This is a genomic window from Rhodococcus sp. OK302 (assembly GCF_002245895.1).
GTDB lineage: Bacteria > Actinomycetota > Actinomycetes > Mycobacteriales > Mycobacteriaceae > Rhodococcus_F.
On the sequence record NZ_NPJZ01000001.1, the window covers coordinates 4942882 to 4964288 of the forward strand.

Sequence of the window (21407 nt, forward strand, 5' to 3'; positions counted from 1 at the left end):
CATGGATTCAGTTAACTGATCACCAGTCAGCTTCGGTGTAGCGGATGACGCCACGGATGTTCTTGCCGTCCAGCATGTCCTGGTATCCCTCGTTAACCTCTTCGAGGCTGTAGGTCCGAGTGATCATGTCGTCGAGGTTGAGCTTGCCTGCCTTGTACATCGCAAGGAGGTTCGGAACGTCCTGACGGGCGTTGCCGCCGCCGAAGATGTTGCCCTGAAGATCCTTCTGCAGCATGGACATCAGGAACAGGTTGAGCTTGACGTCCATGTCCGTGAGGTGACCCATGGCGGTGACGACGCAGCGGCCGGCCTTGGCGGTCAGGATCATGGCCTCTTCGACGTACTCGCCCTTCATCTCACCGACGGTGATGATGACCTTCTGAGCCATCCGACCGTGGGTTTCGTTGATGATCGGTTCGATTGCGGCCGCAGCACTTTCGTAGGCGTGCGTGGCACCGAACTTGAGGGCCTGCTCGCGCTTCCACGGCACCGGATCGATGGCGAAGATCTTGCGTGCACCGGAGGCCACAGCGCCCTGAAGTGCACTGATGCCAACACCGCCGACACCCATGATGACAACGTCTTCACCGGGCTTGACGTCGGCTACGTGTGTTGCCGATCCCCAACCGGTAGGAACGCCGCAACCGACCAGTGCGGCAACCTCGAACGGAATGTCCCTGTCGATCTTCACGACGGACGACTGGTTGACGACCATGTACGGAGAGAACGTTCCGAGCAGGCACATCGGGATCACGTTCTCGCCGCGAGCCTGGATTCGGTACGTGCCGTCACTGATCGCCTGGCCACTGAGGAGTCCCATGCCGAGGTCGCAGAGATTCTGGTGTCCGCCCGAACATGCCGGACAGGTTCCACACGCGGGGATGAAGGACAGGACCACGTGGTCGCCGACCTCGAGGCCGTGGACCTCGGCGCCGACCTTGGTGATGACACCGGAACCTTCGTGTCCACCCATTGCGGGGAACGACGCCATCGGCGTTGCGCCGGTGACGATGTGGTGGTCGGAGTGGCACATTCCGGCCGCTTCCATGCGGATCTGGACTTCACCGGCTACCGGCTCGCCGATCTCAATCTCCTCGACGGACCACTTCTCGCCCAGGCCCCACAGGATTGCACCCTTGGTCTTCACGTCACTTCACCTTTCATTCGCACACCCGCATCTTTCTTTGTGACCATAGCCACAAATGATCGAAATTGGAACGTGTTCTAACGAAAGATTTAGATTCGCAGGTCAGACGCGCTATTGAGCTGGACTTTCGGCGTGGCGCCCAAACCTGGGATGACCCACTGAGTGGGACAACCAGGTTGTCGGACCGCTCGCTCCAGCCATTGCGCGCACCGTCCGATGCGGAGCAGACTTTGATGATGGGCAGTCCCGGGGATCGGCACGGGGAACATCCGCAACGCACACCGGCCTACGGCGTGGTCATGATCATCGTTGCCCTCGCTGCAGCGATCACAGTCAGTTACGTCGGGCCGGTGTGGTTGCGGATCACGGTCTACATCGTCGCTGTAGTGACGATTGCAGTCGGATTCGTGTTCACGCTGCGCGACTACTCGACCTAGTTCGGAGCTCTCGTGATCGTGAAGGATTTCGTTCGCTGAGCGAGTGAAATCCTTCAGGATCGCGGGGCTGCGTAGTCGAGCCGAGTATCTATACCAATCGGACAAAAGACGTAACGGTTGGTCGAGAATTCGAGAACTATGTAGGTATGACGCAGCCTCCGCCGCCTTTCCAGCCCGATTCGAACGTCGACCATGCGTGGCACGACGGCTATAACCTCGGCCTCGGCCACGGCGCCGCCTCGGTCCCACGTCCGACGCACCCTGTGGTCTGGGTTGTGACGGGTGCGGTGGGCGCCCTCGCGATCGCCGGTGCAGTGTTCGGTGCAATCGCGCTGATCGGCAAGGCAAACGCACCAAGCGCGTTCACGATGACGGGAACCATGAGCTTGGACTCCAGCGACTCGAGTTCAACCGGCTCCGGCTGCGTCGGCGATGGCGGCTATGACGACATTCATTCCGGTACCGAGGTGAAGGTAACCAACGGGAATGGCAAGACGCTCGCCACTGGCAGACTCGAAAGTGGAGACAGGTCCAGCGGCGAGTGCGTCCTGCCGTTCACCATCAAAGGTGTACTGGCAGGCAGTGAGTTTTACGAGGTCGAGGTCTCCCACCGCGGTGGGTTGACGTACTCCGAGGCGGAGGCACGGGAGCCCCTGTCCTTCTCGCTGGGCTAACGCCAGCGCGGCGCGATTGTGAAGGATTTCGTTCGCTGAGCGAGTGAAATCCTTCAGGATCGCGCAGAGGAAGTGGGGCGGGTGGGGCTCGAACCCACGACCAATGGATTATGAGTCCACGGCTCTAACCGACTGAGCTACCGCCCCATCCGAAATACACTGCATCTCGGCGCGTCCGAATGTTACCGGCCCATCCGACGCACATCACAACCGGGCAGGTTGTGACTGGTCCACCTCACATGAGTGCACGAGATATGGACTTGGTCGGCATTAGTGCGTGAACCCGATACCGTTGGAGAGCACACCCCACGGAACAGGATCATCACATGAAGCTTGCACTCTCTGAATTCAAGAACTCCAAGGCCACTATCCGCATCATCATGTCCGATGGCGCGAAGCTCAACGGCACCGTCAAGGACTTCACGGAGGACACGTTGGTCCTCCACTCCCCCAACGGGGTCTACTACATCAACCCGGCCCACATCGTGCGCCTGTTCGAGCCCTCGGACCGCGCAGCGAAGTAGTCGTTCTTTTCAAGTCAAGCCCCGGCGCATCACTGCGTCGGGGCTTTTCTTTCTCTCGATTCACCACGGGCGAAGCACTTTTCGCACTCTGGCTCGCCTCGGCCTCAATTCAGCTCGGACAACAAAAATGTCCCCGACCCGCGATTGCGGATCAGGGACATCTTCGTTGCGCTCCCCCGACTGGACTCGAACCAGTAACCGTCCGATTAACAGTCGGAAGCTCTGCCAATTGAGCTACAGGGGATTATCTTGCCGGCAGCGCCGATCACGACGTTGCCGACAGCAACATTACCCAATGCATCGCCGAAGTACCAATACGGCAGTCCAGCAACCATCGCAAGCCTGTTCAGCACACAGAAAAAACGAAAAACCCCCACCCGGATTACTCCGAATGGGGGTTGCACGCTCCCCCGACTGGACTCGAACCAGTAACCGTCCGATTAACAGTCGGAAGCTCTGCCAATTGAGCTACAGGGGATTATCTTGCTTGCAGCGCCCGTTTCGGCGTTGCCTGAGAAACTGTAGCGAACGCATCGCCGAAGTACCAAATCGCCTGCCCAGCGAGTCATCAGGCAGGATGGACACAGGACGATCGGTGCTGGAGGGAAGCGGGAATGATGCGTTTGTTGATCGGTGTTGCAGCTGGGTACGTCCTGGGAACGAAGGCAGGCCGCGCACGATACGAACAGATCAGCCGGGCAGCCAAGGCGGTGGCGACCAGTCCGGCCACCAAGAAGGTGCTGGACGCGTCGCGTCAGAAGTTGGCGGACTCATTGAGCACGCAGCCGAAGCTCGAGCCCATGAAGCCGCTCAACGAGGAAACAACGATCCTGGTCCCCCACGACCAGTTGAAGAAGAACCGCTAGCTCAGCCGGGCAATCCGGCGCTGGTATCGCCGACAGCTTGTTCACGCAGTTGTCGGCGATACTGCTCGAGTGCGACGAGGTCGCCGAACAGCGAGTTGTATTCCTCAGGCGCTGCGGCCGGCGAGATACGTTGAAGCTTCGATTTGAGGTCCGCGACCTGTTCGCCGACCCAGGCTTCCTGCAGTCTCGCAAGCACGCCGGTGATGTACCGCGGAACTGTCTCTTCGTCACAGGGCATCGGTTCGACGGCCAATTCCGAGATCACCGAGGCAACCGTCACGTCGTTGACGCCCTTGGTGACGACGTCGATCCATTCGGCGCCGCCAAGACCCTTGCTGGTTCCGCCGACGTCGGCCATTGATTGCCTGATTGCCACGTAGGCCGGATGCGTGAACGTTTCGGCAGGCAGGGAGTCGAATACTGTTCCGGCGATCCCTGGGTACTGCAGGGCCGCCTTCAGGACGGCCCGCTGGGTAGACAGTGCCGGGTCATTGGGGCGAGGCCTGGAAATGCCGATCGGCAGCGCCAAAGCGTCGTCGCTCGGTTCTTCGACAACTTGGCGACGCTTGGGCGCCGGCGACGAACCGCGCATGGCGGCACGTTTGCGAGCTTCGTCACGTACGCGTCGGCGCACGGACGGAAGATCGTCCCAACCGACCCACCCGCACAGCAGGTTCGCGTAGCTGTCCCGCAGTGTCGATTCCTTGATCTGCGCGACGACGGGAACAGTTCGACGCAAGGCCTCGACGCGACCTTCGGCGGTCTCGAGGTCATGTTCGGTGAGTATGGATTTGACGACGAATTCGAACATCGGGGTGCGGCGCGCCACAAGGTCACGGACGGCCGCGTCACCGGATGCGAGACGGAGATCGCAAGGGTCCATCCCGTCCGGCGCGACGGCGACAAAGGTCTGCCCGGCCATCTTCTGATCGCCCTCGAAGGCCTTCATCGCGGCAGCTTGTCCCGCAGCGTCGCCGTCGAAGGTGTAGATGATCTCGCCGCGAAAGTAGCTGTCGTCCATCAGGAGTCGGCGCAGCATCGCAAGATGCTCCTCACCGAATGCAGTGCCACACGATGCGACGGCGGTCTTGACGCCGGCCAAGTGCATCGCCATGACGTCGGTGTATCCCTCGACGACGACGGCCTGGTGCCCCTTGGCGATATCACGTTTAGCGAGGTCGAGACCGAACAAGACCTGAGACTTCTTGTACAGGATGGTTTCCGGGGTGTTGACGTACTTACCCGGCATGGTGTCGTCGTCGAAAAGTTTACGGGCACCGAAGCCGATGACGTCGCCGGCGACACTGCGGATGGGCCACAGTAGACGACGATGGAATCGGTCGATCGGGCCGCGCCGACCTTCCTTGGACAGGCCGGCTGCTTCGAGCTCTTTGAACTCGAATCCCTTGGCCATCAAGTGTTTTGTAAGAATGTCCCAGCCGTCGGGCGCGTAGCCGCAGCCGAATTGCAGGGCAGCCGCACCGTCGAAATTGCGTTCGGTGAGATAGTCGCGCGCGGCTTGCGCGTCAGGTTCCTTCAACCGGGCAGCGTAGAACTCCTGAGCTGCCGCATTGGCTGCGATCAATCGTGCGCGCGTCCCGCGATCGCGCTGCACCGAGGGACCGCCGCCCTCGTAGGAAATCGAGTAGTTCAGTCGGTCGGCCAACTGTTCGACGGCCTCGACAAAACTGATGTGATCCATCTTCTGGAGGAAGGAGTAGACGTCGCCGCCCTCACCGCATCCGAAGCAGTGGTAGAGCCCGTGGTTGGGACGCACGTGGAACGACGGTGACTTCTCGTCGTGGAACGGGCACAGGCCTTTGATGGAATCTCCGCCGGCGCGCTTGAGTGAGACGTACTCACCGACGATGTCTTCGATTCGTGTGCGTTCGCGAATGGCCGCGATGTCTCTGTCAGAAATTCGGCCCGCCACGTCTGCCAGTCTAGGCGGTCCACCGCCCGCGGCTGACAAGGATCTGTAACCGAGAAGGATATGTTGGTGGCCCGTCCTGAACAGGACGAGCCGAACACGACCAGCCGAACAGGACGACAGGACCGCCGATGACTGGAAACGCCCCGAACTCACCTGATGGGCGGTCAGGTACCCGATTCGGCGTCTACGAGTTGCGGCGACTGCTCGGTCGCGGCGGCATGGGTGAGGTCTACGAGGCGTACGACACATCGAAGGACCGCCTTGTCGCCCTCAAATTGCTCCATCGCGAACTTGCTGCCGACCCGTCCTTCCAGGCTCGCTTTCGGCGAGAATCACGCCTTACTGCGGCACTGAACGAGCCGCACGTCATTCCCGTCCATGACTGGGGTGAGATCGACGGCGTTCTGTATATCGACATGCGACTCGTGGACGGCCACACCTTGCGTGCGGAGCTGGCACAATTCGGCAAACTCGAACCGGCACGGGCCGTCGACATCGTCTCGCAGATTGCCGCAGGACTCGACGCTGCCCACGCCAACGGACTGATCCATCGCGACGTCAAACCTGACAACATCATTCTCACCGGCGCGGGGTTCGCGTACCTGGTCGACTTCGGGATCGCGTACTCCCATACCGATACCAAGATCACCACTGAGGGCAGCGCTATCGGTTCGTACGCGTACATGGCGCCGGAGCGTTTCGGAATCCAAGCTCCGACTGCCGCCGCCGACGTCTATGCCTTGGCGTGCGTTCTCTACCAATCCCTGACGGGAACAACACCTTTCAATACGTCGAGCATCGAGCATCTCGTCAATTCACACCTCAACGCACCGCCGCCGCGTCCCACGCTCACCATTCCGGCACTACCACCGCTGTTCGACGCCATCATCGCTCGCGGAATGGCCAAGGATCCCGCCCAGCGCTACGCGACGACGGGCGACCTTGCTCGCGAGGCTCAGCAGGCACTGTTGACGTCGGCACAGTCTGCTCGCACTTTCGGCCTCCAGTCGACGATCGTTTCGCCCCCGTCCCCCACCATGATCGACCAGCAACATCACGGGCAGATGCAGCACTACGGGCCTCCGGTCGAGGCGAGGAAGAACCGGATGCCGATCATTCTCGGCGCGGCAGCGGCAGCGCTCCTACTCGCGGCGGGCGGTACTACGGCCTGGGTAATGACGCGGCCCGGTACCGAATCACCAATCGCGATCGCGCCGCTATCAGCAACGACCCCACCACAGCCGACGCCGCTCGAGGTGGATGTGAAGACACCGAATCTCGAAGTCCTGCCGACGGCCGATCTGCAAACCACAACGTCCAAGGCACGAAGCACCACCACGAGGCCGAGCGCCCGATCCGGCGATCTCGGATTGAGTAAGCCGATGACGGTTCCGTCGTGCAACGGTTCCGGAATTGTCGTGCTGGCCAATGCCACTGATCCGGCAACGTATGCGAACGACATCCAACGTTATCTCGACATGTTTCCGGGTTCGCAGTACCTACGCACCGACCAGTCCTGCCCGTCGTTGCGCCAGGTTTCGGACTCGGGCACGGCAATCTACGCGGTATTTCTGCCTTCCGGAAAATCACGTGACGAGATCTGCGCCGACGTTGACGACGCCGGCGGCGATGCCTACGGCAAGTGGCTGGACAAGTCCACCGATCCGAGCAGCTTCATCACCTGCTGAAGCGTCAGCCCCAGCTTGCTTGTGCGCCGAGGCTGGCTTTGTCGACGCGCTCGAGGCGGCTCTCCGTGTACGACGCAATCTGATCCACGACCACTCGGGTGCGGGCACTGTCGTTGTCGGCGCGTTCCCAAGCCGGAACCAGGATCGGGTCCAATCCCGCCGGCGCAGTTGCCAGTAGCCATTCCGCGACTCGGTGGACTCGGTCACGTTGACGGTCTTGGCGTGCTTTGTGACCGGCGTCGGACATGACGTAATACAGCGCAACGGTTTTGAGCAAAGCCACTTCCGATGCAACGGCTTCGGGAACATCGAGATCGGCTTGGTAGCGAGCGAGCGGGCGGTCCCCGTTGGTCAACCGAGTCTCGGCGATGGCCGCTGTCGCGAAGCGTCCGACCAGTTCACTGGTCAGGTTCTTCAGCGCGACGGAACTGTGCAGGGTCCCGTCGTAGCTGCCGACGCCCTGGACTACCGGCAGTTCCGACAATCGTTGCGCCGCTTCGATCAGATCGTCGACGACGAGGCCCCGAAACTCCGACGCACCCAATTCGGCGAGAGCCCGCTGTTCGATCGGATCGGCCAGTGAACGTAAGTCGATCCGGCCGGCAATCACGCCGTCCTCGACGTCGTGCACTGAATAGGCGACGTCGTCCGCCCAGTCCATGACCTGGGCTTCCAATGCTTGCCGACGCTCGGGAGCGCCTTCGCGTACCCAGGCCAACACGTCGGCATCGTCGTCGTAGGCACCGAATTTGGCTCCGGGTTCGGGCCTCGTCCACGGATATTTGATCGCGGCGTCGAGGGCCGCGCGGGTGAGGTTGAGGCCGGCGCTGAACCCGTCGGGTCGCAGAATTTTAGGTTCGAGGCTGGTGAGAATGCGCAGGTTCTGGGCGTTTCCTTCGAAACCGCCGCAATTGTGAGCGACTTCGTCGAGCGCCTTCTCACCATTGTGGCCGTACGGCGGATGCCCGATGTCGTGGGCCAAACCTGCGAGGTCGACGAGGTCAGGATCACAACCGAGTCCATCGGCGATTCCGCGGCCGATCTGGGCAACTTCCATCGAGTGCGTCAGCCTGGTACGTGGGGTGTCGCCGTCGCGAGGACCGACGACCTGCGTTTTGTCGGCGAGGCGTCGTAGCGCCGCGGAATGCTGCACACGGGCGCGGTCACGCGAGAAGTCCGAACGGTGTTGCGCCGCAGGAATCTGCGAGCCCGGCAATCCTGCTCGTTTCGGAGCTTCGACGACGCGACGTTCCAGATCGTGCTCGGAGTAGGTTCCGCCGCCGTACGTGGTGTGTGCCGTCATGATGGATGCTCCTATTGCCCTGCCGTGTAGGGGAAGTCAGCGGAGAAGTGCGTGAGCTGGTACCAGAGCAGTGCGCCGGTTTCGCGGGCGATTCCGTGCAGTTGGGATTCGCGGGTGAACACGGCGGGGCCTTGCCGGGTAGGAGCTGTCCAGGCCTCGAGGCCGGTGTCGCGGGCCATCGTTCGGGTGCGTAGCGAATGCCAAGGGTCACTGACCAGAACTGCGGAATTGATTCCTTGTGAAGCCATTTCGGAACTGACGGCGTCGATACTGAGCAGAGTGTCGGAACCCGTTTCGACTGCGGTGATCGCGCTGGACGGTATCCCCCGGTCGCTCAGATACATCTTGCCGGAGGCAGCTTCGGTGTACTCGTCGCCTTCCTGTTTGCCCCCGACGGTAATGATCTGGGGGGCGACGCCGCGCTTGTACAGCTTGTACGCCTGCTCGAGCCGCGCTTCGAATACCGACGACGGAGTTCCCGAATACTGGGCCGCCCCGAGAACGACAATCGCGTCGGCGGGGGTGGTGTCGTCGATTCGCGCAACCTGCCACACCCGAGTCGCGGTCCCACCGATCAGAACAAACGTCATGAGGATGGCCCCGGCAATGAACCGTCGGGTCCATCGCGCCAAACCCTCGCCGAAGCCGCCACCAGCCCGTGAGGACGTGGAGTTGCGGGAGCGGTTGCCGAAAGCTGGTTTCACTCCCGCAATTGTGCCAGTTCGCATCGGTCACCTGCGCTGCCGACTCGCCACAACGGTTAGATTTGCGTCATGGCCTTCGCAGCACACATCGAGCAGTCGTCCCCGACAGACCGCGGCCGGGCGTATCTTCGCCCGATTCGTCGTTGGGGCGCCATGTCAGTCGTCGCGGCACTCTTCGCGATTCTCGCGCTGATTTTCAGCCCGGCCGCCGCGTCGGCAGATCCGCCGTTGGTGCTTCCCAACCAGATCACCGATACGTCCGGCGTGTTGAACAGTGGGCAGAAGAACGACATCCAGACTGCGATCGACCAACTCAGCGAAGACCATCAGATCGATCTGTGGGTCGCGTTCGTTCCCGATTTCAACGAGATGGGCGGTCAAGCCTGGGCCGAACAGACGATTACGAAGTCGACGCTGAACAACGCGAACACAGTGCTGCTCGCGGTTGCGACAACGGAACGCGCCTACTACCTCGATGTTCCACCGGGTTTGAAGAACATCACACAATCCGACATCGACTCCATCACAGGCGACGCCTTGGAACCGGCTCTCGCCGACGGCGATTGGGCCGGCGCCGCGATAGCCACTGCCGGTGCCCTCGGCGACGCGAACTCCAAGAGCGGCGGCATGTCTGCGAGCACACTCCTCATGGCCGGTGGTGCGGTGATCGTCGGAACCGGCGGCGTGGTTCTGTACTCACGCAAACGCAAGAACGACCACAACAAGGCAAGCCTCGAGGCCGCCAAGCACATCGCGCCTGATGACATTGCCGGACTGAATGCACTTCCCTTGCCGACGCTCGACGAGCGGGCCAAGGCGATTCTCGTCGAGACCGACAATGCGATCTCGGCTAGCCAGGAAGAACTCGAACTCGCACGGAGCGAATTCGGTGACGCCGCCATCGCACCTTTTGCCCAGGCGTTCGACAAAGCCAGGTCGACCCTCGCCGGGGCCTTCGGCATCAGGCAGAAGCTTGACGACGCCATCCCGGAGTCACCGGAGCAGCGGCGTCAGATGCTGATCGACATCATTTCGTCCTGTGGACGTGCCGATCAGGAACTGGAAGCGCGGGTCGAAGAGTTCGACGCGATGCGTGACCTCCTCATCAATGCACCCGCGAGGTTGGACGCATTGACGCAGAGCGTCGTGGCACTCAGTGTCCGTCTGCCCGAGTCCGAGGCCGTCCTGACCACGCTCAAGAGCCAGTTCCCCGCTCCGACGCTGGCGCCGGTGGTCGGCAACGTGACCATGGCCGCTGAACGCCTGACCCTTGCCGAGCAATACATCGAAGCGGGTCGCGACGCCGTTGCCTTGCCGGCCGGCAAGCAGGGCGGCGCTGTGACAGCGATCCGGACTGCGGAGGCCGCATTGGATCAAGCACGAAAACTGCTCGACGGTGTGGATCACGCGGCCGACGACATCCGCAATGCCATCGCAACCTTGCCGGCCGCCATGGAAGACGTGCAGCAGGGAATCACGGCTGCGGATTCGTATCTGGCGCAGGGCGGCGAGCAGTTGGCCACAGCGAAGTCTGCCGCGCAAGCAGCACTCGCTCACGCTCAGGCGTCGAAGGACAGCGATCCCCTCGGCGCCTTCAATCAAGTCGTGGCGGCCGACGCACAGTTGGACGCACTTCTCGCAGCGGCTCAGGAGCAGAAGCAGCAACTCGAACGTGCGCAGCAGCGGCTCGCGCAAGACATCCTGGCTGCGCAGGCCCAGATCACCGCTGCCGGCGACTTCCTCAATACCCGTCGCGGTGCTATCGGCGCCGAGGCACGGACCCGCTACGCCGAGGCTCAGCGCCACCTGCAAGCCGCTCAGCAGTTGCAGGCCTCCGATCCATCGACGGCTCTGCAACATGCGCAGGCCGCGACCACGTTGGCCACACACGCTCTGCGTGCCGCTCAGAACGACGTCAGCGCGTGGGAAGCGAACCAGCGTCCCCGCGGCGGGGGTGGTGGCAACAACGCTGCCGGCGCGATCCTCGGCGGAATTCTGATCAACAGTGTTTTGCGCGGTGGAGGCGGCGGTCCGCGGTCGTACGGCGGCCCGAGCAGTAGCGGTCGAGGCGGCGGTTTCGGCGGCGGCGGGTTCAGTGGCGGGGGCGGCGGACGAGGCAGTCGTGGAGGTGGCGGCGGCGGCCGGTTCTGAGGCCAGCTATCGAGGTAGTAAAATTCTGACTTTGTTCGCGACCGACCTCGTCGTACGCTCCATCCGGCAAGTCGGGATCACAGATCATACGAAGGTGTTATGAACAGCGTTGCCCCGCAGATAACCGTGGTTGTACCGACGTACAACGAGCGTGAGAACCTGCCCAAGCTCGTCGATCGCCTTGCCGCGTTGAAGATCCCGAACCTGCATGTCCTCGTGGTGGACGACAACTCGCCCGATGGAACGGGCGAGGTTGCTGACAAATTGGGCATCGACGGACCCATCCCGGTGGGTGTTCTGCATCGCACCGTCAAGGACGGACTCGGCCGCGCCTACGTCGCCGGAATGACGCGCGCGCTCGCCGAAAATGCGGACATCGTCATTCAAATGGACGCCGATCTCTCGCATCCGTCCGAGGTAATCCCCTCGATGATCGAGATCCTCACCACAACTGACGCTGCTGTGGTGCTCGGTTCACGCTACGTCGAGGGCGGCGCAGTCGCCGGAGACTGGCCGTGGCACCGCAAGGCACTTTCGGCCTGGGCCAACTTCTACGTCAACGCGATCCTGCGACTACATGTCAAGGACGCGACTGCCGGATTCAAGGCATGGCATGCAAAGACTTTGCGTGACATCGACGTGGAATCGGTGCAGAGCAACGGTTACGCATTCCAGGTCGAGATGAACTACCGAGTTGTGCAGCGCGGCATGAAGATCGCTGAAACTCCGATTCGTTTCGAGGAGCGCACCGAGGGTGTCTCGAAGATGAGCCTGAGCGTTCAGATCGAGTCGGCGTTGGTTCCGTGGAAGCTCAAGTTCGGCAAGAAGTAAGGCCAATTCGTGGATGCACACAACTCCAACAGAACGGCGACATTCCACCCGTGACGTTCGAGTTGTGTGCATTCATGCGCGAATTCAACTGTTCCACACCCGTTCCCGAACCCGAGGGTGCGGAATACGGCGCGCATACCCTGACCGTCGACGGGTCGAGCGCGGTGTTTCGAATCGCCAAGACCACGCCCACCAAACTCGGCCAGTTCGTGACACTGTGGCGTCGTTCCGACGCCGGGCCCATCCGCCCGTTCGATACCAGCGACGGCGTCGAGATATTCATCGTGCGAGTCAGCGACGGTGAGCAGTTCGGGCACTTCATCTTTCCCGTCGACGTTCTGGTCAAGCGCGGCGTTGTGTCCACGGATTTCACGGGCGGCAAGCGCGCCATCCGCGTTTACCCTCCGTGGGTCACCACTACCAGCGCCCAAGCATCAAGAACGCAAAAATGGCAGGTCGAGTACTTCACACCAGCTGATACGTCGCGATGATGACTCCCGTTGTGGTGGAGACACTTTCGGTCAGGGTGAACTGAGCCAGAGCTGATCCGTCGGGAAACAACTTTCGTCCCGTCCCGAGCACCATCGGATGAATGAGCAGTATGTAGGTGTCGATGAGGCGGCGGCGCGCCAGAGCCGAAATCAGTTCCCCACTACCGAGAATCACCACATTCGGGCCGGGAGTTTCCTTCAAAGCCGCGACCGTATTGCCCGCGTCGCCGTGCAGGAGGGTGGAGTTCTTCCACGGCAACGGTTCCGTCAATGTGCGTGACGCGACGTACTTGCGGGTGTTGTCGAGCACCTCGGTAAACGGATTGCCTGTCTGGAAAGGCCAATACGACGCAAACTGCTCGTAGGTGCGCCGCCCGAAAAGCAGATCCGATTTCGCGGCGATGCCCTCCCCCATTTTTCGGGCCATCACCAGATCACTGAACGGCGCTGCCCATCCGCCATGTTCGAAGCCGCCGCGACGGTCCTCTTCGGGTCCACCGGGCGCTTGCATCACGCCGTCGAGAGTCACGCTGTTGGTCACAGACAGATTTCTCATACTTCGATCCTGCGCCACCTCGACCCGCCACGCCAGGAAACGAAAACGGGCGGCCTCCCTCGGTAAGAGGAAGGCCGCCCGAATTACACCTACTGCTAGGAGCCGATCAGACGTGCTGCCAGGTAGCTTTCAACCTGATCGAGTGCGACGCGTTCCTGTGCCATGGAATCGCGCTCACGCACGGTGACTGCATGGTCTTCGAGGGTGTCGAAGTCGACCGTGATGCAGAACGGTGTACCGATCTCGTCCTGACGACGGTAACGGCGACCGATAGCACCGGCGTCGTCGAATTCGACGTTCCAGTTCTGACGCAGCTGCGCCGCAAGGTCTTTCGCCTTCGGCGTGAGATCTGCATTGCGCGAAAGCGGCAACACTGCAGCCTTGACCGGAGCCAGGCGACGGTCCAGACGCAGCACGGTGCGCTTGTCGACGCCACCCTTGGCGTTGGGCGCCTCGTCCTCGGTGTAAGCGTCGACCAGGAAGGCCATCAGCGAACGGGTGAGGCCGGCTGCCGGCTCGATGACGTACGGCGTGTAACGCTCGCCGGTCGTCTGGTCGTAGTAGTTCAGATCCGTGCCCGAATGCTTGGAGTGCGTCGAGAGATCGAAGTCGGTGCGGTTCGCAATGCCTTCGAGCTCGCCCCATTCGCTGCCCTGGAAGTGGAAGCGGTACTCGATGTCGGTTGTGCCCTTGGAGTAGTGCGAAAGCTTCTCCTGCGCATGCTTGTACAGACGCAGGTTCTCCGGGTTGATGCCGAGACCGGTGTACCAGTCCATGCGGTAGTCGATCCAGTACTGGTGCCACTCGTCATCTTCACCGGGCTTGACGAAGAATTCCATCTCCATCTGCTCGAACTCGCGGGTGCGGAAGATGAAGTTGCCGGGCGTGATCTCGTTGCGGAAGCTCTTGCCGATCTGGCCGATGCCGAAAGGCGGCTTCTTGCGCGACGTTGTCAGTACGTTCGCGAAGTTCACGAAGATGCCCTGCGCGGTTTCGGGACGCAGGTAATGCATGCCCTCTTCCGTCTCGACGGGGCCGAGGTGCGTCTTGAGCATCATGTTGAAGTCGCGCGGTTCGGTCCACTGACCGATGGTGCCGCAATCGGGGCAACCGACGAGGTCCATCGTGACGTCGTCCGGGTTGTCCATCTTCTTCTTAGCCGCGTACGCCTCCTGCAGGTGATCCTGACGGTGACGCTTGTGGCAGTTGAGGCACTCGACCAGCGGGTCGTTGAAGACACCGACGTGACCGGAAGCAACCCACACCTCGCGGGGCAGGATGACGGAGGAGTCGAGGCCGACGACGTCTTCGCGGCTGGTGACCATGTTGCGCCACCACTGACGCTTGATGTTGTCCTTGAGCTCGACACCCAATGGGCCGTAGTCCCATGCGGACTTTGTACCGCCGTAGATCTCACCGCACGGGTAGACCAGGCCCCGCCGCTTGGCGAGATTGACGACGGCTTCGATCTTGGACTTCGGTGCCACTGGATTGCTCTCCATCTGGGTAATAGATGCACGGTTTTCCTGCGCTTTTTGCCTACCTAGACTAACTGGCCGCAGAAGTGGCCCTTGCGCCACGGTTGACATGCGTACTTATGCATATCAAAATGAATGTGATTTGCAATAGTGTGGTCTGATGGCCACACCGGAACGTCGTGACAGATCCCTCGAAGGAGCCTCGCTGTGAGCATTGCGGATACCGGCGATCTCCACAACACCAAGGATCATCCCGATCTCGGACACCCACACAGCCCCTTCGACGCCATCCCGCCGGCGGTAGTCCCCCCGAAGGAAACCCTGGCCGCAGCAGGCGAAATCCTGCGCGCCCTCGCCGCCCCCGTGCGCATCGCCATCGTGCTCCAACTCCAGGAATCGCAGCGATGCGTTCATGAACTCGTAGGCGCACTCGGCGTCACTCAACCGCTCATCAGTCAGCATCTCCGCGTCCTCAAAGCTGCCGGAGTTGTCCGCGGCGAACGTCACGGCCGCGAAGTTCTCTACCGACTGGCCGACGACCACCTTGCTCACATCGTCGTCGATGCCGTCGCCCACGCAGAAGAAGGATGATCACCACCGCCATGAACAACATCGGACCGACAGCAGTCAAGCGCAGCACTGCCACCGTCGGCATTCGCTCCACCAAGCAGCGCAGCGCGATCTCCGCGCTGCTCGACGACATCGACGAGTTCAAGTCGGCCCAGGAGCTTCACGACGAACTGCGCAAGCGCGGCGAGGGCATCGGACTGACCACCGTCTACCGAACTCTGCAAGCACTTTCCGACGCCGGAACTATCGATGTTTTGCGCACCGACAGCGGCGAATCCGTTTATCGCCGTTGCTCTTCCGGCCATCACCACCATTTGGTCTGCCGCACCTGCGGGTTCACCGTGGAGGTCGAGGGTCCGATCGTCGAGCAGTGGTCGCAGACCATCGCCGACGACAACGGCTTCACCGAGGTCAGTCACACAGTCGAAATTTTCGGTACCTGCCGCGATTGCGCTGCTGCCCTTTAAGGAAGCAGTCCCTGACGGGCCGTGTCTGCTCCCGTGAGTGCCAACAGCAGCATCGTGGTGAGCGCCTCGTCGGCCAACCCGGCCGCCGGAAAGGTATAGCGCAGAATCACATCAGCCAGGCTGCCGTGCCCGAACACCGCAATCGATCCGAACTGGATGGTGCGATTGCGCTCGGCCACCTTGCGGTGCAGCGCAGCGCTGACGGGGCGATCCCACGCCAGCACGCAGGTCATCGACAACACGTCGAGGCCCTCGGAAAGGTTCATCGCCTGGACCGAGCACAAGGCGCCGGAGTACTGGAAACCCAATGATCCGTCGTCCGCTACGTCGACGGTCACAAAATGTGCCAGCGCTTCGGCAGCACGTTCCTGTAATCGCGCGGCATTGTCGGTTGTCTCGGTCATGTCTTCACCTGTCATTTCACGCTCTGTCATTTCACGCCACCGAATCGGCGGTCACGGGATGCGTATTCAACACACGCAGCCCAGAGGTCACGGCGGTCGAAATCCGGGAAGAGCTTGTCCTGGTACACCATTTCGGCGTAAGCGGACTGCCAGATCAAGAAGTTCGACGTCCGCTGCTCCCCCGACGGACGCAGGAACAAATCGACGTCGGGCATGTCGGGCTCGTCGAGATACTTGGCAACCGTTGCCTCGGTGATCTTTTCGGGATTGATCTGTCCGGCTGCGACGCGTCGGGCGATTTCCTTGACGGCATCGGCGATTTCGGCTCGCCCGCCGTAGTTGACGCACATCGTCAGGTTCATCACCGTGTTGTTCTTGGTGAGTTCCTCGGCGATTTCGAGTTCCTTGATGACGCTCGCCCACAACCGCGGCTTACGGCCGGCCCAGCGGACCCGCACACCCATCTCGTTCATCTCGTCGCGTCGGCGACGGATGACGTCACGGTTGAAGCCCATGAGGAAACGGACCTCGTCGGGGCTTCGCTTCCAGTTCTCGGTAGAGAAGGCGTACGCGGAGAGCCACTCGACGCCCATTTCGATGCACCCGTTGACGGAGTCCATCAATACGGCTTCACCGCGCTCGTGGCCGGCTGTTCGCGGCAGGCCGCGTTCTTGCGCCCAGCGCCCGTTGCCGTCCATCACCAGCGCGATGTGGCGCGGGATCAGTTCGGTTTGCAGGATCGGCGGTTTTGCTCCGGAGGGATGGGGGTCCGGGGGCCGGATCACCCGATCTGCGGAGGAGTCAGGCAGAGTGCGCGGTTCGCGTCGTCGAATCACGCGTTCCATCCTGCCCCACTGCCGCAGCAACCTCGACTGCCGCATGCGGTCGGGAGCGTTCGATAAGCGGCAAGGTGCGCAATTGCCGCTCGAGATGCCATTGCAAATGGGCTGCGACGAGGCCACTGGCCTGGGTTCGCAGGGACGCAGGGGCCTCATCGGTCCCCTCCCATTCACCGCGCACGAGGGCGTCCATGAGATCAAGAACACCGGGCGACGGTGTCGCCGAACCAGGTGGGCGGCAGTACGTACACACTGCTCCACCGGCCGCGACGTGGAACGCACGGTGTGGGCCGGGAGCCGAGCACTTGGCGCATTCTTCGAGGGCGGGCGCCCACCCGGCGTAGCCCATGGCTCGGAGCAAGAAAGCATCGAGAACAAACTCGACGGGCCGTCCCTGTTCCGCGATGGCACGCAAAGCGCCGACAGTGAGTCGTTGAAGTTGCGGCGCCGGCGCACGTTCTTCGCCGGCCAGACGCTCCGCAGTCTCGAGGATCGCGCACGCCGTGGTGTACCGGCTGTAGTCGTCGACGATGTCGGTGGCAAAGGCGTCGACCGTCTGTACCTGCGTGATGATGTCCAGGTTTCTGCCCGGCAATAGTTGGACGTCGACGTGGGCAAACGGCTCGAGCCTGGCACCGAACTTGGAGGTGGTTCTACGGACACCTTTTGCCACGGCACGCACCAACCCGAACTGGTTGGTGAGCAACGTGACGATGTGGTCAGCTTCGCCCAGCTTATGCAGGCGTAGCACCACCGCTGTGTCTCGATACAACCTCACCGAACCAGTCTCCCACGTTGCACCGACGCGGCGTCGCAACAAGTCGGATGGGGCCGGCTGAACCGGGGGTGACACCGCGAAGTGGTGAGGGCCGAGCGGCCCTCACCACTTCGGTGGATCCGGGGTCGGGACTTGCTGGACCAGGACCTACTGCACCGTCTCGATCACAGATCAATACTGCTGAAGTCGATGCTGCTCAGCAGGATGCCGGGCAGGATGTCCATCGAGCCGAGGAGGACATGGATCTGAGGTTGCAAGGCGTCCAGAATGCCGGTGATCGATCCCATCAAAAGCTCCTTCGGTAGAGGTTCTCCTTATCGGAGAACCTTGTGCGGTGGCGCATAGCGTCACGCGAAAGATATCAACGCGAGGGCCGCGACGGGGGTGAATCACTGTTAACCACTGGTGAGCAGCGTGACGATGGTCAGCTTCACCCAGCTTATGCAGGCGTAGCACCACCGCTGTGTCTCAATACAACCTCACCGAACGAGTGTCCGAGGTTGCACCGCCGCGGAAGCGCAACCTCGGACGTAGCGCAACAGCTAGCGACTCTCCTGTACATCGCGCAAATACGACTTGAGCTGGAAGCCGTCCGCGTGAGCCTGCACGACGGTGGGGCGCTGTGTGCCGGCCAGGATCTTGCGGGCGGCCATATGGTCAGTCGGCCTGTTCACGGATTCCACGGCCACGAGTCCGACGTCGCCGAAACGCAACACGGAGAAGGTTCCATTCTCCGGGTCACCGACGACAACACACTGATTGTCGGGGTCCCCGATGCCGGCAATCTGGAGCTTCGCGTCGTACTGGTTCGACCAGAACCACGGGACGCTCCGGTATCCCTCACCTCCGCCGTCGACGAGCAACGCCGCCACGTGGCGCGCATGATCAACTGCGTTCTGCACCGATTCCAACCTCACCAACCCCGCCCCGTGAACACTGGGATACGTGGCGCAGTCGCCGATCGCACTGACGCGATCATCCTGCGTGCGCAGATTCTGATTCACCAGGACACCACCAGTCCGGTCGCAAATGGTCAAGCCTGCGGATGCGGCCAGTTCGACGTTGGGAACAGCGCCAACCCCGACCAGGACGAGATCGGCCGCGATCATATCCCCGTTGTCGAGTTCAACCGCGGTCAGTTGCCCATCACTGCCACAGAACCGAGATACCGCTGCTCCCAATAGAATCCGAACGCCGTTGTCGCGGTGAAGATCGGTGAGATAGCCCGATGTCTCTGCCGAGACGCTATTAGCCAACGGGCGATCAGCGGTTTCGATCACCGTCACATGGTGACCGTGGAGCGCAGCCCAGGAAGCAGCTTCCATGCCGATGAAACCGGCCCCGACAATGACCAGGCGCCGCGACTGATCGAGATGTGCGCGCAGATTGTCGGCGTCAGACCGGGTGCGCAACATGACGACACCCTCCTGGTCGACCCCGGGGATTGCAATCTGCCGGGGACGTGCGCCAGTGGCCAGGACGAGGTGGCCGTATCCCAGTCTCGTACCGTCCGCGAGTTCGACCTGCTGCTTGTCGAGACACAGCGCACGAACACGAGTTCCGGGGCGCACGCAGATGGAACGCTTGTCGTAGAACTCCTGACCGCGCAGCACGACGGCCGATTCGTCCGAATCTGTCAGGTACCCCTTGGAGAGAGGAGGGCGCTGGTACGGCAACTCCGATTCATCACCGAGCAGTGTGATGGGACCGGCGTATCCCCCGTCTCGCAACGACGCGGACACCTGGAATCCCGCCTGTCCGGCCCCGACGATCACTACTCCGCCGGCACGTGCCGGCGCAGCGAAACCTGGTGCGAGTGCGGGCAGTAGAGCATTGTTCATCGAGTTCGGGCCTTTACGGAATTCGTGTCGGTGCGCCGCCCTCACCACCTAGGTGAGGACGCCGCCGACGGATTGAATGGTGAACGCACACGCGGGCATTCGACGGGAAGATCATGCCCACGAACTATCTCTAAACCTGCTCTTGCGCGACCCGGACGACCAATCCGTCGTAGAGATCAGTCACGGGGAGCTGACATGACAATCGACTGTTCGATTCTCTCGGAGAGAGGGTGCAGTCGAGCATCTCGCTCTCTGCAGCGGAGACCGCCGGCAAGGAATCCACCGGCCCCTCCTCCACATACACATGGCACGTCGCGCACATGGCATTGCCGCCGCACTCCCCCACAATCGATCCGACGTCGTTCCGGACAGCAACCTGCATGACGCTGTTGCCGACTGCTGCGTCCACGGTCACTGCAGTTTGGCCATCAACGATGTATGTAATCTTCGGCATTTTGCTCTTCTCGCGTTTGTTGTAGGAGGTCAGACATGAACTGCAACGTCGAGGGACGCGAAACCGCGCAACACATTGTTGAGCGCCCGGGTTTCCGACAGAACCTCGAAGCGCTCGACCTTCGCCGCGAGTTCCTCGAACAGTGACCGCATCTCGAGGCGAGCCAAATTCATGCCGACGCACGCGTGCGGGCCTGCGCCGAATCCCAGGTGATCCGTCGGGTTTCGTGTGATGTCGAAGCGATCGGGTTCCGGATATTGGCGCTCGTCGCGATTGGCTGCACCGTAATAGGTGATGACACGTGAACCCGCCTCGAGCGCGACGCCGTCGACCTCGGTATCGACTGCCACCTTGCGGGAGAAGCACTGCAGTGGCGATTCCATCCGCAGCACTTCGTTGATCGCACCCGGGATGAGCGATGGATTCTGCCGAATGAGATCCCACTGGTCCGGATGTCGGGCGAACAACCAGACCGCACTCGAGATCGCGAAGATCGTCGTATCGAGGCTGGGCCCCATGTAGTCCATCATCATCATGGGGCACCGCTCTTTCGCGACCTCACCACGATCGGCCGCCAAGAACACCGCTTCTGCCCAACTCCCCGGCTTGAGCTTTCCCGGAACTGCCTGCGTGGTGGCGTATTCCACCATTTCCCCCAGCACAGGAAAAGAATTCAACGCTCGTTCGTTCAACGGGCCGCAACTGTTGAACGACTCGGACGCCCAAAGCAGCATTCTCTCTCGGCCTTCCTCCGGCAGCCCGACCAGATTGGAAACGATTGTTACCGGGAGATATTGGGCGAGGTCAGTAACCGCATCGAACTGCCCGCGCGCGGTCAACCGGTCGACGAGATCGCGCGCCTGAGTGCGGATTTCCTCCTGCAGCGGCCGGAGAGCCTTCGGTGTGAGGGGTTTGACGACCACGCCTCGCGACGTGGCGTGCTCTTCGCCGTCACTGCACAACGTGTTACCGCGAATCATCTGATTGCTCTCGTCGTTCATCATCACGCCTTCACCGGAAATGAAAACGTCCGGCGTACGCAGGATGTGAGAGACCGCACTGTAGCGAGTGGCCGCGTGCATCCCGTATCGATCGAGGAACACAACGGGTCCCTGGTCGCGAAGCTCTCGGTAGCCGGCCCACGGGTCCAGCAGCGCTGCGTCCGTGAAGACGTCAAGGCTGGAGCGTGGGATGTCCACAGGCGAGGTGCTGACTGTCATGGAAGTCTCCTGCACGATTCGTAATGTTCTGGTCCGGGCCCAATTCCCGGC

Annotated in this window: 23 protein-coding genes and 3 tRNA genes; 10 read left to right on the forward strand and 16 right to left on the reverse strand. The window is 61.7% G+C overall.

Translation table 11 applies throughout. From position 1 onward, the window contains the following. Positions 1–19: 19 nt before the first annotated feature. Positions 20–1147: an NDMA-dependent alcohol dehydrogenase gene (locus BDB13_RS22675; protein WP_094273800.1), complete on the reverse strand. Its 1128-nt coding sequence runs from the start codon at positions 1145–1147 to the stop codon at positions 20–22. A 233-nt stretch (positions 1148–1380) separates the two neighbouring features. Between BDB13_RS22675 and BDB13_RS22680 the strand changes: the two genes are divergently transcribed. Continuing rightward, positions 1381–1584, forward strand: coding sequence for a hypothetical protein (locus BDB13_RS22680; RefSeq protein WP_254922925.1), 204 nt, complete (start codon positions 1381–1383; stop codon positions 1582–1584). Between the two features lie 146 nt (positions 1585–1730). Further along, entirely contained in the window at positions 1731–2258 is a 528-nt protein-coding gene (locus BDB13_RS22685; RefSeq protein WP_094273801.1) for a hypothetical protein, read from the forward strand. A 73-nt stretch (positions 2259–2331) separates the two neighbouring features. Here the strand turns inward: BDB13_RS22685 and BDB13_RS22690 are convergent. Next, positions 2332–2405: transfer RNA gene (locus BDB13_RS22690), tRNA-Ile, on the reverse strand. 179 nt (positions 2406–2584) lie between these two features. On the opposite strand from BDB13_RS22690, the gene BDB13_RS33105 reads away from it, so the two are divergent. Then, the gene (locus BDB13_RS33105; protein WP_254922926.1) at positions 2585–2782 is read left to right on the forward strand and encodes a YuzF family protein; all 198 of its coding nucleotides are present in this window, start codon (positions 2585–2587) and stop codon (positions 2780–2782) included. Positions 2783–2953: 171 nt separating this feature from the next. Here BDB13_RS33105 and BDB13_RS22700 read toward each other — a convergent pair. Beyond that, positions 2954–3026 (reverse strand) — tRNA-Asn (locus BDB13_RS22700). A 161-nt stretch (positions 3027–3187) separates the two neighbouring features. Then, positions 3188–3260 (reverse strand) — tRNA-Asn (locus tag BDB13_RS22705). Positions 3261–3396: 136 nt separating this feature from the next. On the opposite strand from BDB13_RS22705, the gene BDB13_RS22710 reads away from it, so the two are divergent. Continuing rightward, on the forward strand, positions 3397–3648 hold the full coding sequence (locus BDB13_RS22710) for a hypothetical protein (protein ID WP_094273802.1): 252 nt from the start codon (positions 3397–3399) through the stop codon (positions 3646–3648). Position 3649: 1 nt separating this feature from the next. Here the strand turns inward: BDB13_RS22710 and dnaG are convergent, their stop codons facing one another. After that, on the reverse strand, positions 3650–5581 hold the full coding sequence (gene dnaG, locus BDB13_RS22715; RefSeq protein ID WP_094273803.1) for a DNA primase: 1932 nt from the start codon (positions 5579–5581) through the stop codon (positions 3650–3652). A 128-nt stretch (positions 5582–5709) separates the two neighbouring features. Here dnaG and BDB13_RS22720 point away from each other — a divergent pair, with 128 nt between their 5' ends. After that, positions 5710–7269, forward strand: coding sequence for a serine/threonine-protein kinase (locus tag BDB13_RS22720; RefSeq protein ID WP_094273804.1), 1560 nt, complete (start codon positions 5710–5712; stop codon positions 7267–7269). A 4-nt stretch (positions 7270–7273) separates the two neighbouring features. Here the strand turns inward: BDB13_RS22720 and BDB13_RS22725 are convergent, their stop codons facing one another. Together BDB13_RS22725 and BDB13_RS22730 are read right to left on the reverse strand one after the other, a co-directional pair. Beyond that, entirely contained in the window at positions 7274–8572 is a 1299-nt protein-coding gene (locus BDB13_RS22725) for a deoxyguanosinetriphosphate triphosphohydrolase (protein WP_094273805.1), read from the reverse strand. Between the two features lie 11 nt (positions 8573–8583). Further along, entirely contained in the window at positions 8584–9276 is a 693-nt protein-coding gene (locus BDB13_RS22730; protein WP_094273806.1) for a YdcF family protein, read from the reverse strand. 69 nt (positions 9277–9345) lie between these two features. Between BDB13_RS22730 and BDB13_RS22735 the strand changes: the two genes are divergently transcribed. From BDB13_RS22735 to BDB13_RS22745, 3 genes are all read left to right on the forward strand, one after another. Continuing rightward, positions 9346–11427, forward strand: coding sequence for a TPM domain-containing protein (locus BDB13_RS22735; protein WP_094273807.1), 2082 nt, complete (start codon positions 9346–9348; stop codon positions 11425–11427). A gap of 99 nt (positions 11428–11526) precedes the next feature. Next, positions 11527–12258: a polyprenol monophosphomannose synthase gene (locus BDB13_RS22740; protein WP_094273808.1), complete on the forward strand. Its 732-nt coding sequence runs from the start codon at positions 11527–11529 to the stop codon at positions 12256–12258. Positions 12259–12308: 50 nt separating this feature from the next. Beyond that, positions 12309–12749, forward strand: coding sequence for a MepB family protein (locus BDB13_RS22745; RefSeq protein ID WP_254922927.1), 441 nt, complete (start codon positions 12309–12311; stop codon positions 12747–12749). Here BDB13_RS22745 and BDB13_RS22750 read toward each other — a convergent pair. Both BDB13_RS22750 and BDB13_RS22755 read right to left on the reverse strand, forming a co-directional pair. After that, positions 12724–13305, reverse strand: coding sequence for a dihydrofolate reductase family protein (locus BDB13_RS22750; protein WP_094273810.1), 582 nt, complete (start codon positions 13303–13305; stop codon positions 12724–12726). The genes BDB13_RS22745 and BDB13_RS22750 overlap by 26 nt on opposite strands. A 95-nt stretch (positions 13306–13400) precedes the next feature. Further along, positions 13401–14792, reverse strand: a complete 1392-nt coding sequence (locus BDB13_RS22755; protein WP_094275123.1) for a glycine--tRNA ligase — start codon at positions 14790–14792, stop codon at positions 13401–13403. 198 nt (positions 14793–14990) lie between these two features. On the opposite strand from BDB13_RS22755, the gene BDB13_RS22760 reads away from it, so the two are divergent. Continuing rightward, complete coding sequence (locus BDB13_RS22760; protein WP_094273811.1) at positions 14991–15374, forward strand: ArsR/SmtB family transcription factor; 384 nt, start codon at positions 14991–14993, stop codon at positions 15372–15374. Then, complete coding sequence (locus BDB13_RS22765; protein ID WP_303396288.1) at positions 15371–15820, forward strand: Fur family transcriptional regulator; 450 nt, start codon at positions 15371–15373, stop codon at positions 15818–15820. The genes BDB13_RS22760 and BDB13_RS22765 overlap by 4 nt, the downstream gene beginning before the upstream one ends. Here the strand turns inward: BDB13_RS22765 and BDB13_RS22770 are convergent. The 7 genes from BDB13_RS22770 to BDB13_RS22795 form a co-directional block, all read right to left on the reverse strand. Further along, positions 15817–16239: a YbjN domain-containing protein gene (locus BDB13_RS22770; protein ID WP_094275125.1), complete on the reverse strand. Its 423-nt coding sequence runs from the start codon at positions 16237–16239 to the stop codon at positions 15817–15819. The two genes, BDB13_RS22765 and BDB13_RS22770, sit on opposite strands and share 4 nt — an antisense overlap. Positions 16240–16250: 11 nt before the next feature. Beyond that, positions 16251–17069, reverse strand: a complete 819-nt coding sequence (locus tag BDB13_RS22775) for an isoprenyl transferase (protein WP_094273812.1) — start codon at positions 17067–17069, stop codon at positions 16251–16253. Further along, positions 17026–17841: a DNA repair protein RecO gene (gene recO, locus BDB13_RS22780; RefSeq protein ID WP_094275126.1), complete on the reverse strand. Its 816-nt coding sequence runs from the start codon at positions 17839–17841 to the stop codon at positions 17026–17028. The genes BDB13_RS22775 and recO overlap by 44 nt, the downstream gene beginning before the upstream one ends. Positions 17842–18005: 164 nt before the next feature. Then, the gene (locus tag BDB13_RS33110) at positions 18006–18128 is read right to left on the reverse strand and encodes a hypothetical protein (protein ID WP_254922928.1); all 123 of its coding nucleotides are present in this window, start codon (positions 18126–18128) and stop codon (positions 18006–18008) included. Between the two features lie 255 nt (positions 18129–18383). Further along, positions 18384–19682: an NAD(P)/FAD-dependent oxidoreductase gene (locus tag BDB13_RS22785; RefSeq protein WP_094273813.1), complete on the reverse strand. Its 1299-nt coding sequence runs from the start codon at positions 19680–19682 to the stop codon at positions 18384–18386. 130 nt (positions 19683–19812) lie between these two features. Next, positions 19813–20136 carry a 2Fe-2S iron-sulfur cluster-binding protein gene (locus tag BDB13_RS22790; RefSeq protein ID WP_094273814.1) on the reverse strand — a complete coding sequence of 108 codons (324 nt, stop codon included), beginning with the start codon at positions 20134–20136 and terminating at the stop codon, positions 19813–19815. A gap of 29 nt (positions 20137–20165) precedes the next feature. Continuing rightward, positions 20166–21356, reverse strand: a complete 1191-nt coding sequence (locus tag BDB13_RS22795; RefSeq protein ID WP_094273815.1) for a cytochrome P450 — start codon at positions 21354–21356, stop codon at positions 20166–20168. Positions 21357–21407 lie beyond the last annotated feature (51 nt).

Coding starts and splice junctions, on each gene's coding strand:
- BDB13_RS22680 (WP_254922925.1), top strand. CDS start 1,381: ATGATGGGCAGTCCCGGGGATCGGCACGGGGAACATCCGCAACGCACA.
- BDB13_RS22685 (WP_094273801.1), top strand. CDS start 1,731: ATGACGCAGCCTCCGCCGCCTTTCCAGCCCGATTCGAACGTCGACCAT.
- BDB13_RS33105 (WP_254922926.1), top strand. CDS start 2,585: ATGAAGCTTGCACTCTCTGAATTCAAGAACTCCAAGGCCACTATCCGC.
- BDB13_RS22710 (WP_094273802.1), top strand. CDS start 3,397: ATGATGCGTTTGTTGATCGGTGTTGCAGCTGGGTACGTCCTGGGAACG.
- BDB13_RS22720 (WP_094273804.1), top strand. CDS start 5,710: ATGACTGGAAACGCCCCGAACTCACCTGATGGGCGGTCAGGTACCCGA.
- BDB13_RS22725 (WP_094273805.1), bottom strand. CDS start 8,572: ATGACGGCACACACCACGTACGGCGGCGGAACCTACTCCGAGCACGAT.
- BDB13_RS22735 (WP_094273807.1), top strand. CDS start 9,346: ATGGCCTTCGCAGCACACATCGAGCAGTCGTCCCCGACAGACCGCGGC.
- BDB13_RS22740 (WP_094273808.1), top strand. CDS start 11,527: ATGAACAGCGTTGCCCCGCAGATAACCGTGGTTGTACCGACGTACAAC.
- BDB13_RS22750 (WP_094273810.1), bottom strand. CDS start 13,305: ATGAGAAATCTGTCTGTGACCAACAGCGTGACTCTCGACGGCGTGATG.
- BDB13_RS22765 (WP_303396288.1), top strand. CDS start 15,371: ATGATCACCACCGCCATGAACAACATCGGACCGACAGCAGTCAAGCGC.
- BDB13_RS22770 (WP_094275125.1), bottom strand. CDS start 16,239: ATGACAGGTGAAGACATGACCGAGACAACCGACAATGCCGCGCGATTA.
- BDB13_RS22775 (WP_094273812.1), bottom strand. CDS start 17,069: ATGGAACGCGTGATTCGACGACGCGAACCGCGCACTCTGCCTGACTCC.
- BDB13_RS33110 (WP_254922928.1), bottom strand. CDS start 18,128: ATGGGATCGATCACCGGCATTCTGGACGCCTTGCAACCTCAGATCCAT.
- BDB13_RS22785 (WP_094273813.1), bottom strand. CDS start 19,682: ATGAACAATGCTCTACTGCCCGCACTCGCACCAGGTTTCGCTGCGCCG.
- BDB13_RS22790 (WP_094273814.1), bottom strand. CDS start 20,136: ATGCCGAAGATTACATACATCGTTGATGGCCAAACTGCAGTGACCGTG.
- BDB13_RS22795 (WP_094273815.1), bottom strand. CDS start 21,356: ATGACAGTCAGCACCTCGCCTGTGGACATCCCACGCTCCAGCCTTGAC.